Below are 14,199 nucleotides of genomic sequence, written 5' to 3' on the forward strand. Positions count from 1 at the left end.
GGCTTGAGGGTCTAACGGTCAGGTGTGCAAACGTGCCGCAGCGCGGCCAGGATCAGTCAGGCGCGCCAACGCCAGCGGGCCAGGGCCTTGATGACTTTCATCCAGAGTTTGCGAGTGACCACCACGATGGGATTTCCAGAAGGGGATGGAACAGCGTCGGGCAACGTTATCTCAGCGCCCGCTCCCAAGCAACCGGGGATTAACAGGCGCAGGTCATCAATGACCAGCGCCGGGGATTCCTCGGCAATCGGACGACCGTGATTGTAGCCGTAACTCAAGGCCACGCATTTGACCCCCGCCGCTTTCGCCGCCAGCACATCACTGCGTGAATCGCCGACAAACAGCGACTGGGACGCCGGGATATTGGCCATTTTCATCACGAAAAACAGCGCGGCCGGATCAGGTTTTTTCTGCGGCAGGGTATCGCCACCGATGATCCAGCGGAAATAACGGCCGATCTTCATCTGGTCCAACAGCGGCGCGACGAAACGTTCCGGCTTGTTGGTGATGAGGGCCATTTCCACGCCCTGCTTGTGCAGCCATTTCAACGTGTCGCGCACGCCGGGATAGACCACGGTCAGTCCGTGGCCGTTCTCGTAGGCAGCGTTGAACAGTTCCAGCGCATGCTCAGCCTCGACATCATCGACGCCCTCGGCATCAATGTTGTTGGCCAGGGCCCGGCGCACCAGCATGTGCACACCGTTGCCAACCCACTCGCGCACCGCCTCGACACCCGCCCGCTTACGCCCGAGCTTGAGCAGCATCGCATCCACCGCGACTGCCAGGTCCGGCACCGAATCGATCAAGGTACCGTCCAGATCGAACATCACCAGCCGTGGCAATTTGCCGGGAAATAGCTGCTCAAAGCCGCTCATGGACGCGCCAGCGCCAGTTCTGCACGCATTTTGGCGATCACTTCCTGATAGTCCGGCGCGTTGAAGATCGCGGAACCGGCGACAAAGGTGTCAGCACCGGCGGCGGCGATTTCGCGGATGTTGTTGACGTTGACCCCGCCGTCAATCTCCAGGCGGATATCACGACCCGACGCATCGATCAGCGCCCGCGCTTCACGCAGTTTATCGAGGGTGCCTGGGATGAACTTCTGCCCGCCAAAGCCTGGGTTAACGCTCATCAGCAGGACCATGTCGACCTTGTCCATCACGTACTTGAGCACGTCCAGCGGTGTCGCCGGGTTAAAAACCAGGCCGGCCTTGCAGCCGCCTTCGCGGATCAGTTGCAGGGAACGGTCGACGTGCAGCGTGGCTTCCGGGTGGAAGGTGATATAGGTCGCACCGGCCTCGATGAAGTCACCGACGATGCGGTCCACCGGGCTGACCATCAGGTGCGCGTCGATGGGCGCGGTCACGCCGTACTTGCGCAGGGCGGCGCAGACCATCGGACCGATGGTCAGGTTCGGCACATAGTGATTGTCCATGACATCGAAGTGAACAAAGTCGGCACCAGCGGCCAGCACATTGTCGACTTCCTCGCCCAAGCGGGCGAAGTCGGCGGAGAGGATCGATGGAGCAATAACGAAGGGCTGCATGACGCACCTTTTTGAGCTAAATCACGATGGCGCGCATTGTATACCTCATGCTTTGCCGCGCGCACCGTGACCTCGCTCAATGGTTAGTACGCCGCGCGGTAGATTTTCTCGATATCCCCGGCGCTGAGCTTGCGCGGGTTGTTGCGCATCAACCGCTCAATACCCGCCGCTTCTACCGCCATGGCCGGGATGGCGTCTTCAGGAACACCAAAGCTGCACAGGCCTGAGGGGATCTCCACGGCGGCACACAGTCGCGTCATCGCATCGACGGCCTGGTCGGCGGCATCATTCACACTCAACCCAGCGACATTAACCCCCATGGCCTGGGCAATGTCCTGCATGCGCTCGACACACGCCAACTTGTTCCAGTGCATCACGTAGGGCAGCAGCAAGGCATTGCTGACCCCGTGGGCAATACCGAACCGCCCGCCCAACGGATACGCCAAGGCATGCACCGCGCCCACTCCCGCATTACCGAACGCCATCCCGGCCATCAGGCTGGCGGTGGCCATGTCGTCACGGGCTTGCAGGTTGGTCGGGTTGGCGTAGGCCTTGGGCAGCGCCTTGGCGATCAGCTTGATCGCGCCAATGGCCAGTGAGTCGGTGATCGGCGAGGCGTTGAGCGACAGGTAGGACTCGATGGCATGCACCAACGCATCGACACCACTGGCGGCGGTGACGCTGCGGGGACAGGTCAGGGTCATCTGTGGGCTGATCAGCGCCACGTCCGGCAGCAAGTAATCGCTGACGATGCCCTTTTTCAGTTGCGCGGCCTTGTCCGAAAGGATCGCCACATTGGTCACCTCCGAGCCGGTGCCGGCGGTGGTAGGGATAGCGATCAGTGGTGGGCCTTTTCGCGGCACCTGGTCGACACCGAACAGATCCGCCAGAGCGCCGTGGTAACCGGCGTAGGCGGCGACGCTTTTGGCGATGTCGATAGCGCTGCCGCCGCCTACACCGATCAGCCCGTCATGCCCGCCCTCACGGTAGACCCGCATGCAGTCTTCAACGATGGAGATTTCCGGGTCGGGCAATACGCGGTCGAAAATTTCGTAGGGACGCTCACCCAAGTGCTCAAGGGCCAGCGCCACGGTGCCAGACTTGATCAGCGCGGCATCGGTGACGATCAACGGGTTGTCGACATCCAGCCGCGTCAGCTCGGCGGCCAGCTGCTCGATGGCGCCGGGGCCGGTGAGCAATTTGTGGGCGATCTTGAATGAGGAAGTACTCATGTGCGCGGCCTCTTATAAATGTGTGGGGGCTGGCACAAGAGTAGCTGGGGTTTAAAGGTTGTCTCCCATTCATGGCCTGAATGGCAAGCCCGGCTCCCACATTTGATCCGGTTTCAGCCATCAAACTTGGGCAGTGCGTAGTTTTTCACTGCGCCCGCGCAGCCATTCCAGGGTCAGCAACAGCACCACCGAGAACGCGATCAACAAGGTCGCGGCCGCCGCAATCGTCGGGCTGAGGTTTTCGCGGATACCGCTGAACATCTGCCGGGGCAAGGTCGCCTGCTCGGGCCCCGCAAGAAACAACGTCACCACTACCTCATCGAACGAGGTGGCGAAGGCAAACAGCGCCCCGCTGATCACGCCCGGCGCGATCAGCGGCAAAGTCACCCGCCGGAATGCGGTCAGGGGTGATGCTCCGAGACTCGCCGCCGCCCGCACCAGATTATGGTTAAAGCCCTGCAACGTAGCCGACACGGTGATGATCACAAACGGCACGCCCAACACCGCGTGCACCACGATCAACGAGAAGAAACTGTTGCCCAGGCCCAGCGGCGCGAAAAACAGGTAACTGGCCACGCCGATGATTACCACCGGCACGACCATCGGCGAAATCACCAGCGCCATCACCAGCGCCTTGCCGGGAAAGTGCCCGCGGGTCAGGCCAATCGCCGCCAGCGTGCCGAAGACCATGGCCAGCACGGTCGCCGCCGGGGCGACGATGATGCTGTTCTTCAGCGCACGCATCCATTCCGCCGAAGCGAAGAAGTCCTGATACCAGTGCAGCGAGAAGCCTTGCAGCGGATACACCAGGAAACTGCCGGAGTTGAACGACAGTGGAATGATCACCAGCACCGGCAGGATCAGGAACAACAGGATCAGGCCGCAGAGAATCCGCAGGCTGTAGAACCACACCCGCTCAACGGGAGACATGTAAGGGCTCAGCATCGCAAGGTGCTCCTCAGCTCAGGCGCAGGCGACTGGCGCCCACCAGCCAGTTGTAGATCAGGTACAGCACCACGGTCGCCAGCAGCAACAAACCGCCCAAGGCCGTGGCCATGCCCCAGTTGATGCTGGTGTTGGTGTAGAAGGCGACGAAGTAGCTGACCATCTGGTCGTTCGGGCTGCCCAACAGCGCCGGGGTGATGTAGTAACCAATCGCCAGAATGAACACCAGCAAGCAGCCGGCACCCACGCCCGCGTAGGTTTGCGGGAAGTACACCCGCCAGAAACTGGCGAAGGGATGACAGCCCAGGGAAATCGCAGCACGCATATAGGTGGGCGAGATGCCCTTCATGACGCTGTAGATCGGCAGGATCATGAACGGCAACAGGATATGCACCATCGAGATGTAGACCCCGAGCCGGTTGAACACCAGTTCCACAGGCTTATCGATCAAGCCCATGCCTATCAACGCACTGTTGATCAAGCCGCCCGACTGCAGCAACACTATCCACGCCGCCACGCGCACCAGCACCGATGTCCAGAACGGCAGCAACACCAGAATCATCAGCAGGTTGCTTTGCCGGGCCGGCAAGTTCGCCAGCAGGTAGGCCAGGGGGTAAGCCAGCAGCAGGCAACACACGGTGATCACCAAGCCCATCCAGAAGGTGCGGGCGAAGATGTCCAGGTAGATCGCTTGATCCGGGGTGGCGGGCGCCAGTTCGCCGAGGTCGTCGATGCGGTGGTCGACGGACGCCAGCAGGTAGTAAGGCGTCAGGCTGCTGGTGTTGCGGCGGATCACCTGCCAATACGCCGGGTCTCCCCAACGCTCGTCGAGGTTTTCCAGCGCTTCTTTATAGGAGGCGGGCGTTTCGCTGAACGGCAGCGCCCGCGCGGTTTTGGTCAGCAAGCTGCGATAGCCCGCCAACTCCATGTTCAAGCGTTTGGAAAGATCACCCAGGGTCTGGTTTTTCCGGGCTTCGCTCAGGTCTTCACTGAGGGCCTGATAAACCGGCTCACCGGGCAAACCACGTCCGTCCCAAGCGGTGACCGCAACCACCGTGCGCGGCAGGCCATCCACCACTTCCGGGTTGCCAACACTTTTGTAGAGCAGCGCGACGATGGGCACCAGGAATACCAGCAACAAAAACAGCACCAGCGGCGCAATCAAGGCCTGGGCCTTCCAGCGATTGAGCCGCTCGGCACGGGCCAGGCGCTGTTTCAGGGTGGGGCTGGTGACCTCGTTCGAGGGAACGGCGATGGCCATGGCTGACTCCGGAAAATCTTCAGTTAAGTCCCTGCCGGGAGAGCTTGTGTGGGAGCCGGGCTTGCCCGCGATGGCATCACCTCGGTGCATCAGGCACACCGAGGTGCTGCCATCGCAGGCAAGCCAGCTCCCACACAAGCCCGCTCCCACAAGGCGTTTAGCGGTGTAGCAGGTTACTTGGCAGCCCAGGAATTGAACCGTTGCTCCAATTGCTCACCGTTATCCGCCCAGAAGCTCACATCAATCTGCACCTGGTTGGCGATATTTTCCGGGGTGGTCGGCATGTCCTTGAGCACATCTTTGGCCAGCAACGGCACGGCCTGGATATTGGCCGGACCGTAGGCGATGTTTTCCGAATAGACCTTCTGCTGCTGCGGCGCGACCGAGAAGGCAATGAACTTCTTCGCCGCTTCAGCACGATCCTTGGCCAGGCCTTTTGGAATAGCCCAGGCATCAAAGTCGTAGATGCCGCCGTTCCACACCACTTTCAGGTTGCTCTCTTTCTGCACAGCGGCGATCCGGCCGTTATAGGCAGAGCTCATGACCACATCGCCAGAGGCCAGGTATTGCGGCGGTTGGGCACCCGCCTCCCACCATTGGATGTACGGCTTGAGCTCATCGAGTTTCTTGAAGGCACGGTCCTGACCATCCTTGTTCGCCAACACTGTGTAGACATCCTTGGGCGCCACACCGTCGGCCATCAAGGCGAACTCCAGGGTGTATTTGGCGCCTTTACGCAGGCCACGCTTACCGGGGAACTTCTTCGTATCCCAGAAATCCGCCCAGCCACCTGGTGGCGCTTTCAGTTTGTCGGCGTTGTAAGCCAGCACAGTCGACCAGACAAAGAAGCCCACGCCGCAAGGCTGAATGGCGCCCTTCACGTAGTCTTCAGCCTTGCCAAATAATTTGGGGTCCAGCGGCTCGAACATATCCTCATCACAACCACGGGAAAGCTCCGGCGACTCCACTTCCACCAAGTCCCAGGACACGCTCTTGGTGTCGACCATGGCTTTGACCTTGGCCATTTCACCGTTGTATTCACCTGCGATGATCTTGCCGTTGCCCGCGCTTTCCCACGGGGCGTAGAAGGCCTTCACCTGCGCCGCTTTGTTCGCACCACCAAAAGACACCACCGTCAGGTCCGGGCCTGCCATGGCCTGTGTCGCGCCCATCAAGCCGATGGCCAGGGCGGAATATTTAAGGGATCTCAACATTATTGTTCTCTCCACGTGCAGGGTTGGTGAAGCCAGGGGGCGATCAATTCGCCTCTAGAAGTGGGTCGAGTGCGCGAACGTGCTCGACTTGCCAGCCAATCGGTACCACGTCGCCGACCGTCAATGCCGGATCCAGCTCGGCGATCGGTTGTTTCACGAAAAAATCGGACTTGCCGCAGACTTCCAGGCGCACACGCACGTGGTCGCCCAGGTAGATAAACTCCGCCACCCGTCCGGAGAAGCGGTTGACGCAGCTTTCACTGGAACCATTGAGGCTGACACGCTCAGGGCGCACCGACAGGGTCACCGGGCCACCCACCTGGCCAACATTCACCGCCAGCGCCTCGACCTTCTCACCCCGCGCCAGCTCCACCACACAACGCTCGCCGGTGTGGCTGTGCAGGCGGCCGTTGAGGCGGTTGTTCTCACCGATGAAGTTGGCGACAAAGGTGTTTTTTGGCTCTTCGTACAAGGTGCGCGGAGAGGCGATCTGCTGGATTTCACCTTGGTGAAACACCGCCACCCGGTCGGACATGGTCAGCGCTTCGCCCTGGTCGTGGGTCACGTAGACCACCGTCACGCCGAGGCGCTGGTGCAGGTGCTTGATCTCCATCTGCATGTGTTCACGCAGTTGTTTATCGAGAGCGCCGAGGGGTTCGTCCATCAGCACCAGTTGCGGCTCAAACACCAGCGCCCGGGCCAAGGCCACCCGCTGTTGCTGGCCGCCGGAGAGTTGCGCCGGGTAGCGCTGGGCGAAGGCGTCGAGTTGGACCATGCTCAGCACACGCTTGACCCGCTCGCTGATGTCGGTCTTGCTCAAGCCACGTACAGACAGCGGAAAGGCCAGGTTTTCCGAGACGGTCATGTGGGGGAACAAGGCGTAGTTCTGGAACACCATGCCGATGTCACGCTTGTGGGGCGGCACGTTATTGATGGAGCGGCCGGCCAGTTGGATCTCGCCGGCCGTCGGGGTTTCGAAACCGGCGAGCATCATCAGGCTGGTGGTCTTGCCCGAACCGGATGGCCCGAGCAGGGTGAGAAACTCGCCCTTGCGAATCTCCAGGTTGAGGTCTTTGACGATCAGGTTCTCGCCGTCGTAGCTCTTCTGCACGCCACGAAAGCTGACCAGCACATCATTTGAATCCACCTCGCTCATACCCGCACCTTTTTGTTTTTGGACTGCCGTGGAACAAGCGTAGTCCTGCCGACAGCCCGCGCAAATCGGGGGCTGGGAGAGATTGGTATCAGCGGATTGGAAGGCTCGGGGTAGGGATTGCCCTACACGGATGGCGGGGATAGAACAACGCCGCGATCAGCAGCACGCTACAACGGGCATAACGGTAGTTTTGTCAGGTCGCAAACAGATACGACGCTACAAAAGCTTGTGCTCCATCGCATATTTCACCAGCTCGGCCAGGCAGGTGATATTGAGCTTCTGCATCAACCGCGCCTTGTGGGTGCTGATGGTTTTGCTGCTCAACGCCAACTGCTGGGCGATATCGTTGACGTTGGCGCCCTGCGCCAGGCGCTCGAATACCGAGAACTCGCGCTCCGACAGCAATGAGTGCAACGGCCTCGCATCAGTAAGACCGACTTCGAAGACCATGCGGTCTGCCAGGTCCGGGTCGATGTAGCGCCCGCCCGCCGCTACCTTTCGGATCGCCGTCAGCAGCAGCGCCGGGTCGCTGTCCTTGGTGGCATAGCCGGCTGCGCCGACTTTCAAGGCACGGGCGGCCATTTGGGCTTCGTCGTGCATCGACAGCACCAGGATCGCCGGAGGGTTGTTCAGCGCGCGGATGCGTGGGATGGCTTCCAGGCCGTTGACACCGGGCATGGAGATATCCAGCAGCACCACCTCGCACGGCACTTGGCGCAGGGTTTCCAGCAACTGCTCGCCATTGCTCGCCTCGCCGACCACCAGCAGGTCCTTGGCCAGGCCGATCAATTGCTTGATGCCTTCACGAACGATGGTGTGGTCTTCAGCTACCAGTACGCGGATCAAGGGGATTTCCTCTTCTTGTGGTTATCAATCCAGCGGCACCGTCACACTCAGGGTGGTGCCCTCCCCCAACTCGCTGTCCAGGCTCAACTGCCCACCCATGATCAGCACCCGTTCACGCATGCCCACCAGGCCAAACGACACGGGACGTTCTTGTGCTTGCACAAACCCGGTGCCGTCATCGCTGATGGTCAGTCGCAGGTGCGGGCCCTCTACCACCAGGGTCAATTCGACAGTATGCGCCTGGGCGTGGCGCATCACATTGGTCAGCGCCTCCTGCAGGATCCGGAACAGGCCGATAGCCTTGGCATCACTGAGGGCTGGCAGGTTGTCCGGCACCTGCACCAAGCAAGGAATCTGTGTACGGGCCTCAAAGCGCCGCGCCTGCCACTCAATGGCCGAGGCGATCCCGGCGTCGAGAATCGGCGGGCGCAAGGCGGTGGCCACGTCGCGCACCAGTTGGAACAGTTGGGCGATCAGGCGCTTCATGCTGTTCAACCGCTCATGCAAGCCTGGGTCCAGTTGCGCGTAAGCCAGCTCGCACATGGAGGTTTCCAGTTTGAGTACCGTGAGCATCTGCCCCAGTTCGTCGTGTACTTCCCGGGCGATGCGCGCTTTCTCTTCTTCGCGCACAGTCTCCAGGTGGGCCGACAACTCGCGCAATTGTGCGCGGGAAGCGTCCAGTTCCAGCTCGATGCGCTTGCTGTCGGTGATGTCCCAGACAATCCCGTCCCACACCACCACGCCCTCTTCCAGGCGCCGGGTAACCGCCTTGATTTCGGCCCAACGTTGCTCGCCCTGGCGCGTGAAGATCCGGCCTTGCCAGGACCAGTTGCTTTCGGTGTCGATGGCCTGATCCTGCGTGCGGTGATAGCTGGCCCGGTCGTCCGGATGCACCAGGCTGCGAATCCCCACATCCCGATGGCTGAGCACCGCCGGGGCATATCCCACCAAGCGTTGGCTGCCCTCGCTGATATAGGCAAAGTCGAGTTCGTCGCTCAGCGGCAAGCGCTCCAGGCGAAACACCAACCCCGGCACGTTGGCGGCAATCCCCTGCAACCGCGCCTCACTTTCCTCCAAAGCGGCCAGGGCCCGACGTCGTTCGGTGACGTCATTGAGATAGACCACCAAGTATTCGCCGTCGGCAAAGCGCAGAAAACTCAGCGACACATCTGCGGGCAACACGCTGCCATCCGCCCGCACGCAGCGGGTAGCGAAGCTTTGCGGGCCGTCCTCGCTGGCCCGGGCACGCTTCCACAGGTTCAGCCAGCGGTCCATGGTCAAGGTCGGGTCGAAGGTGATCAGCGGGCGCTCGATCAGGGCCCCCGCGGCATAACCCAGCATGGCCTCTGCCGCATGATTGGCGTAGCGCACGTGACTGTCCCAATTGACCCAAAGGATGCCGACGGTGCTTTGATCGATGGAAAACTGCGTCAGCCGCAGCGCTTCTGCGCCGGCGGCTCGGGTGGCGCTTTCTTCACGGGCCGCCAGCAAGCCTTGCTCCAATCCACGCTGATGACGTCGCTGCCAAAACACCACGGCAAGGCTGGCCAGCAGCAACAAACCCAGCAGCACACTCAAGTTTTGCCAGAAACCAGGCGACGCCAAGCGCTGTGGATATTTGGGTTGCAGCCAGCGCGCATGCAACTGGTCCAGGTCCCGGGCCGGAATCGCCCGCAAGGCGCTTTCCACGATATCGGCCAATGGCGGCCAGTCACGCCGCGTGGCCACTCGCAGCAACTGCGGCAGGCCGATATCACCGACCACCGCCAAACCGGAGAACTCCGCTTCACCCGACAAACGACTCAACTGCGCCTCATCGATGACCGCATAACGAGCTTGCTGGCTCACCAACAACTGCATGGCCTGGCGTTCCAGGGGCACGCCTTGCAGGTTGAGATTCGGGTAGGTGCTGCGCAGGTAATCGGCCACGGCACCGGGCATTCGCACGGCCACCCGAGATTGTTCGTCGAGTTTTTCCAGGTCCACCGTCCCGCCGCCATCGGGGATGCCGACGATGTGCTGCGGCACTCGCATATAAGGGTCGGAGTACAACCATAGGCGCAATCCGGCGGGGGTTTGCACCAGGCCAGGCGCAAGATCGATCTCGCCGTCACGCACGGCGGCGTCCAGTTGTTCCTGATTGGGAAAGTTGCGCCAGGTCAGCTCAATGTTCAGTGCCTTAGCCAGCCATTGCATCAACTCGACATTGGCCCCGGACAAGCGCTGCAAACGCCGATCGTATTGCGCATAGGGCGCCTGTAATACCAGGCCGACCCGCAAATCCGGGTGCCCAGCGAGCCATTCGCGCTGCTCATCATTGAGCGGCGCCTGAGGCACGACGGGCGCAGGCGCGGCGTCCGCCATCAAGGGAATACACAAACAGCCGATAACCAGCAGATAGCGAAAACCCATGATCCACGTCTCACGTCACTGACAAATACTGACCAACCCATTAGGCTGCCGGAATCACTTCTGGCCGGAAATAGACAATGCCCCTTCTCCACCGCTCGGCACTGCCAGCATTGTGCCTGTCGCTGCTGTTTACCAGCGCCTTTTCCGTGCAGGCCGCCGATACCGCGCCTACCGCCCAGCCACCCGCAGAAACAAAACCGCCCGAGCGCCAGCCTTTGCTCGAGCGCAGCCAGGAAGACGCCAGCGCCCTGGAGCGGCAAATCCCGCCACAGGAACAGCAACAACTGCAGGCTGGCAGCGACACGTTCCTCGCCCTATGGAAACCGGCCAACAGCGCCGAACCCGAAGGTGTGGTGATTATCGTCCCAGGCGCCGGGGAAAGTGCGGACTGGCCTCAAGCAATCGGGCCGTTGCGGCAAAAGTTGCCGGACGCCGACTGGGGCACGCTCAGTGTGTCGCTGCCTGACCTGAGCCTGGACACCTTGCCGCCCCGTGTTATCGAAGCGCCGAAAGCGGCGGTGGACACTAGCAGTAAAGATGCCAGCACCGTCGCCAAACCCGTAGAGCAAGCCGCCAGTGCCGAAGCTGAGGGCACCGACCCCGCAGTGGTACCCGGTGATGATGAGCGAGACAAGACTGACGCCACGCGAATCTTTGCGCGCATCGATGCCGCCCTGGCATTCGCCCAGACCCAAAATGCACGTAGCGTTGTGCTGCTCGGTCACGGTACAGGCGCTTGGTGGGCGGCGAGATACCTGAGTGAAAAACAACCTGCTCAAGTACAGAAACTCGTCATGGTCGCAGCGCAGACGCCAGCGGGTCGCCAACCGGACCTACAACAATTGGCGCCGACACTGAAACTGGCGACGGCAGACGTTTTCTATCAGGACACCGCCCAGGCACGCAAAACTGCCCTGGAGCGTGCCCAAGCCGCCAAACGCCTGAAGAATGACAAGTACAAACAGATTTCACTGAAAGCCTTGCCCGGCAACAGTGCCGCCGGGCAAGAACAATTGTATCGACGGATTCGCGGTTGGTTGAGCCCGCAGAACGTCGGGAGTTGATCGCTGAGCGTCAGCGGAAATCCCGACGCTCACGAATCAACGCATAGGCGTTATGCAGCTCCCGCGTCATTTCGGTCGCCTCGCGCACTTGGGCGGGGCTGGCGCCACTGCCGGCAATCTTGTCCGGGTGATGGCGACTGAGCAGCCTTCGGTAGGCCCGCTTGATCACCGTCGGTTCGCTGGTGGTCGTTACCCCGAGGATCCGTAACGCTTCCTGATAGGCACCGCCGCGGTTGGCCAGTGGCTTGCGCTCCGGCTCGTAATCAGCCGCCAGCGCCTGGACCTGCTGCGTTGTCCACCCCAGCCATTTGCCCCACTGCTCAATCAACTCCCGCTCGGCCGTGCTGGCCTTGCCATCGGCCCAGACCATCCGCCAACAGGCGCGCAACACACCTTCCGACGCATGAGGCTGCGCCTTGAGTACGCGCAAATAGCTGCGCACCCGGTCCGAGCCCGACTTGCCTCGGTTGAACGCCGCAATCGCCCGCCGCTGGGCCGGCTCGGTCATGTCCAGCGAGCGCATTTCCTGGCGTGCCTGCTGGATATGCCCTTCCACCACTTGGCCGTTGCTTTTGGCCAGACGGCCAAGCAAGACAAACAGCAATTCGTCATTACGCAGCGCCGGCCGACCGCCCAGGCGCTCGCGCACCTGCGCCCAACTCTGCAATTGCAAACGCCGATCCAGCGCCTGCCCCAACAGCGCGCCCAACATGGCCCCCGGAATGCTGGCAATGGCAAAGCCCGCCCCGGCTCCAATCAGAGTCCCTGGCCACAACATCTTACTGCCCCGCTGTCAGCAGGTTTTCGACTTGCGCCAGGCGCTCCAGCGTGCCGACATCAATCCAGCGTCCGTCCATGTGTTCCCCCGTCACCAACCCTTTGGCCATTGCCGTGCGTAACAGCGGCGCCAGCTTGAAGGCACCGGCACTGCAACCCGCGAACAGCTTCGGGTCCAGCACTGAAATGCCACTGAAGGTCAGGTTATCGGCACCGGGAGCGGCATCATGAAGTGCACCGCCCTTAATGTAGAAGTCACCACCTGAAGGGTGATGCGCCGGATTATCGACCATCACCAGATGAGCCAAGCCATTCAGCGGTTGCTTGAGACGGGCGAAGTCGTAGTCGGTCCAGATATCGCCATTGACCACCAGGAACGGCCCGTCCCCCAGCAACGGCAACGCCTGGAAAATCCCGCCTCCGGTTTCCAGTGGCTCGCCTTCGGCCGAGTACTGGATGCGTACGCCGTACTGCGAGCCGTCCCCCAAATAGCCCTCAATTTGCTGACCGAGCCAGGCATGGTTGATGACGATGTCAGTGAAGCCAGCCTTGGCCAGCGCCTCCAGGTGATACTCGATCAAACGTTTGCCGCCCGCCTGGATCAGCGGCTTGGGCGTGTGCAAGGTGAGCGGACGCATCCGCTCACCTTTACCGGCGGCCAGGATCATGGCCTTCATACGACCGCCTCGGCCGGTTGACGCAGGCTTGCCAGCAACTCACCCAACTCGGCCAACTCCGGACGATCAGCCAGCACCGCCTCTATATAGGCAAAGAAGCGCGGCACATCGGCGAGGTAGCGTGGCTTGCCATCGCGGTGGCAGATACGAGAGAAGATGCCGATCACCTTGAGGTGGCGCTGTACGCCCATCAGGTCGCTGGCCCGCAGGAAATCACCAAAATCCGCCTGCACCGGGATGCCCAGTTGGCCAGCACGCTCCCAATAGCCGCGTTGCCATTCCCGCACACGGGCCTGGGGCCAGCTGAGGAAGGCGTCCTTGAACAGGCAGGTGATGTCGTAGGTCACAGGGCCATAGACTGCATCCTGGAAATCCAGCACACCTGGGTTCGGCGTGCTGATCATCAGGTTGCGCGGCATGTAGTCGCGGTGCACCAACACCTTCGGCTGAGCCAGGGCGCTGTCGATCAACAGCTCGCTGACATGCTGCCAAAGCGCCACTTGCTGGGCATCAAACTCAATGCCCAGGTGCCGGCGCACGTACCACTCGGGAAATAATTCCAGCTCGCGGCGCAATAACGCTACGTCGTAGCTGGGCAAGCCGGCGTCCATCGGCAATTGCTGGAACGCCAGCAACGCATCGATGGCATCGGCAAACAATTGATCGGCATTTTCACCGTCAATCACGTCCAGATAGGTTTTTTTTCCCAGGTCATTGAGCAAAAGAAAGCCTCGCGGCAGATCTTCGGCATAAATTTTTGGAACATTTATTCCTGATTTCGCCAGTAAATGAGCGATATCGACGAAAGGTTTGCAGTTTTCCTGGGGGGGCGGAGCGTCCATAACGACAAAACTGCGACCCTCGCTTTCCCAGCGGAAGTAACGCCTGAAACTCGCGTCGCTACTGGCCGCAGTCAGTGTGGCCGGGGGTACGGCACCCCAGCCCTGGGCGTTAAAAAGGATAGGTAACTGCTCATCAAGCCAGACTTTCAGGTGTTGCAAGCGTAGATCTTGGTGGGGCATTACAAGGGTCTCCGACGGCGCTAGCCGTCAAGCGGGTCATGCTTTAT

At 61.1% G+C, this 14,199-nt stretch carries 13 protein-coding genes; 1 reads left to right on the forward strand and 12 read right to left on the reverse strand.

What is annotated here, in order from left to right; all coding sequences use genetic code 11:
• Window positions 1-56 precede the first annotated feature (56 nt).
• The 9 genes from HKK55_RS22615 to HKK55_RS22655 all read right to left on the reverse strand — a co-directional run bounded on the left by HKK55_RS22615 (window position 57) and on the right by HKK55_RS22655 (window position 10,612).
• Window positions 57-875 (reverse strand): phosphoglycolate phosphatase, encoded by an 819-nt coding sequence (locus HKK55_RS22615; protein WP_169356643.1) that lies wholly within the window; start codon window positions 873-875, stop codon window positions 57-59.
• A complete protein-coding gene (gene rpe / locus HKK55_RS22620; protein WP_155584435.1) occupies window positions 872-1,546 on the reverse strand; it encodes a ribulose-phosphate 3-epimerase in 675 nt (224 codons plus the stop codon). Before rpe ends, HKK55_RS22615 begins: the two co-directional genes overlap by 4 nt.
• Window positions 1,547-1,629: 83 nt before the next feature.
• On the reverse strand, window positions 1,630-2,778 hold the full coding sequence (locus tag HKK55_RS22625; RefSeq protein ID WP_169356644.1) for an iron-containing alcohol dehydrogenase: 1,149 nt from the start codon (window positions 2,776-2,778) through the stop codon (window positions 1,630-1,632).
• A 120-nt stretch (window positions 2,779-2,898) separates the two neighbouring features.
• Window positions 2,899-3,723 (reverse strand): ABC transporter permease, encoded by an 825-nt coding sequence (locus HKK55_RS22630; RefSeq protein WP_169356645.1) that lies wholly within the window; start codon window positions 3,721-3,723, stop codon window positions 2,899-2,901.
• A 13-nt stretch (window positions 3,724-3,736) separates the two neighbouring features.
• Window positions 3,737-4,984: an ABC transporter permease gene (locus tag HKK55_RS22635; protein WP_169356646.1), complete on the reverse strand. Its 1,248-nt coding sequence runs from the start codon at window positions 4,982-4,984 to the stop codon at window positions 3,737-3,739.
• 173 nt (window positions 4,985-5,157) lie between these two features.
• Window positions 5,158-6,213, reverse strand: a complete 1,056-nt coding sequence (locus tag HKK55_RS22640; protein WP_178128860.1) for an ABC transporter substrate-binding protein — start codon at window positions 6,211-6,213, stop codon at window positions 5,158-5,160.
• 28 nt (window positions 6,214-6,241) lie between these two features.
• Window positions 6,242-7,354: an ABC transporter ATP-binding protein gene (locus HKK55_RS22645; protein ID WP_169356648.1), complete on the reverse strand. Its 1,113-nt coding sequence runs from the start codon at window positions 7,352-7,354 to the stop codon at window positions 6,242-6,244.
• Between the two features lie 216 nt (window positions 7,355-7,570).
• The gene (locus tag HKK55_RS22650) at window positions 7,571-8,200 is read right to left on the reverse strand and encodes a response regulator transcription factor (RefSeq protein WP_169356649.1); all 630 of its coding nucleotides are present in this window, start codon (window positions 8,198-8,200) and stop codon (window positions 7,571-7,573) included.
• 24 nt (window positions 8,201-8,224) lie between these two features.
• Window positions 8,225-10,612 carry a PAS domain S-box protein gene (locus HKK55_RS22655; protein ID WP_178128861.1) on the reverse strand — a complete coding sequence of 796 codons (2,388 nt, stop codon included), beginning with the start codon at window positions 10,610-10,612 and terminating at the stop codon, window positions 8,225-8,227.
• Between the two features lie 77 nt (window positions 10,613-10,689).
• Here HKK55_RS22655 and HKK55_RS22660 point away from each other — a divergent pair, with 77 nt between their 5' ends.
• Window positions 10,690-11,676 carry an alpha/beta hydrolase family protein gene (locus HKK55_RS22660; protein WP_169356650.1) on the forward strand — a complete coding sequence of 329 codons (987 nt, stop codon included), beginning with the start codon at window positions 10,690-10,692 and terminating at the stop codon, window positions 11,674-11,676.
• Window positions 11,677-11,686: 10 nt separating this feature from the next.
• Here HKK55_RS22660 and HKK55_RS22665 read toward each other — a convergent pair whose 3' ends face one another.
• From HKK55_RS22665 to HKK55_RS22675, 3 genes are read right to left on the reverse strand one after another with little or no spacing between them, the layout of a single operon-like run.
• Window positions 11,687-12,454: a TerB family tellurite resistance protein gene (locus tag HKK55_RS22665; RefSeq protein ID WP_169356651.1), complete on the reverse strand. Its 768-nt coding sequence runs from the start codon at window positions 12,452-12,454 to the stop codon at window positions 11,687-11,689.
• Window position 12,455: 1 nt separating this feature from the next.
• On the reverse strand, window positions 12,456-13,130 hold the full coding sequence (murU, locus tag HKK55_RS22670) for an N-acetylmuramate alpha-1-phosphate uridylyltransferase MurU (protein ID WP_169356652.1): 675 nt from the start codon (window positions 13,128-13,130) through the stop codon (window positions 12,456-12,458).
• Window positions 13,127-14,152, reverse strand: a complete 1,026-nt coding sequence (locus HKK55_RS22675; RefSeq protein WP_169356653.1) for an aminoglycoside phosphotransferase family protein — start codon at window positions 14,150-14,152, stop codon at window positions 13,127-13,129. The genes murU and HKK55_RS22675 overlap by 4 nt, the downstream gene beginning before the upstream one ends.
• Window positions 14,153-14,199: the final 47 nt, after the last annotated feature.

The organism is Pseudomonas sp. ADAK18 (assembly GCF_012935695.1).
In the GTDB taxonomy this organism is placed as follows: Bacteria; Pseudomonadota; Gammaproteobacteria; order Pseudomonadales; family Pseudomonadaceae; genus Aquipseudomonas.